This window comes from Porphyromonas sp. oral taxon 278 str. W7784 (genome assembly GCF_000467855.2).
GTDB lineage: Bacteria > Bacteroidota > Bacteroidia > Bacteroidales > Porphyromonadaceae > Porphyromonas.
In genome coordinates this window covers 1-1154 of sequence record NZ_KI259239.1, presented here as the reverse complement: position 1 = coordinate 1154, position 1154 = coordinate 1, and the positions used below count along the sequence as shown (strand labels likewise).

Sequence of the window (1154 nt, the reverse complement as noted above, 5' to 3'; positions counted from 1 at the left end):
GTCCTAAAGAGGCCAAGGTACATGCTACATTAGGCTGGAGCTAGCATATAAATAGTACAAAATAAGAATGACCTTTTCCTGATAAATCATGTACCATGAAAGAACAGGAGGGAAAAGAGTCATGGCAAAAGGAACGGTATATACCCAACAATTCAAGGAGGATGCAGTTCGCTACAAAAAGGAGCATCCGGAACTATCTTACCAGGCAGCAGCCAGTAATCTCAATGTCAGTATTTCTGCGTTAAAGTCCTGGATCAAGAAGGCAAAGGAGAACGATGGTGAGGTCCCAACCCGCGGAGCCGGCAATTATTCCAGCGACGAGGCAAAGGAAATCGCCAGGCTTCAGCGAGAATTACGAGATACAAAGGACGCACTTGAAGTATTAAAAAAAGCCATCGGTATCCTGGGAAACTGACACTGGCCATATATACAGCAACTGCTGAATACGTGGAGGAAGTTCATCAATTTCCGGTGAAACACCGGGTCTCTGTCAGCGGGATACTGAAATATCTGGGTGTTTCACGATCCGGTTATGCTTCCTGGAAGAAGCGTGTCCCTTCCGACACAGAGAAGCGTCGAGAAGCGATGAAACAAAAAATCCAGAGAATATATGATAAATCCCATCAAAACTACGGGGCACCCAAAATCACGGTGCAGCTTCATAAAGATGGTGAATCCATTTCCGAGCGGACTGTGGGCACCTACATGCATCAGATGGGTATCAAGGCTCAATGGATAAAACCATATACCCGGACAACCATAGATTCTGACTTCAGTACAAAATTAAAAAATATACTGCAGCAGCAATTTAATCCGGCAGAGCCAAATGCTGTATGGGTTTCCGATATCACTTATATTGTTACTGTGATTGGTTTTGTGTACCTGACTAGTATTATGGATCTGTTTTCACGGAAAATCATCGCCTGGGTCCTCAGCACGACCCTGGAAGCGCAGCATGTTGTCGACTGTGTCAATCTGGCAAAGCAAAAGCGTCATGTTGACAAACCGCTTGTATTTCACAATGATCGCGGATCACAGTATGTTTCGGATGCTTTCAAAGATGCAACTGCAAGCTTTATTAATAGTTATTCCCCAAAGGGATATCCTTGGGATAACGCATGCATCGAATCGTTCCATGCACTCATTAAGAGAGA

Annotated in this window: 2 protein-coding genes; both read left to right on the top strand. The window is 44.4% G+C overall.

What is annotated here, in order from left to right:
- Positions 1-88: 88 nt before the first annotated feature.
- Positions 89-415, top strand: coding sequence for a transposase (locus tag HMPREF1556_RS05195; protein WP_083476378.1), 327 nt, complete (start codon positions 89-91; stop codon positions 413-415).
- 32 nt (positions 416-447) lie between these two features.
- Positions 448-1154, top strand: a 707-nt coding sequence (locus HMPREF1556_RS05190) for an IS3 family transposase (RefSeq protein ID WP_198141854.1), incomplete at its 3' end; no start/stop codon positions are given.

Bases quoted from the DNA above. Each gene is read 5' to 3' on its own strand.
- HMPREF1556_RS05195 (WP_083476378.1), top strand. From the start codon at position 89: ATGTACCATGAAAGAACAGGAGGGAAAAGAGTCATGGCAAAAGGAACG.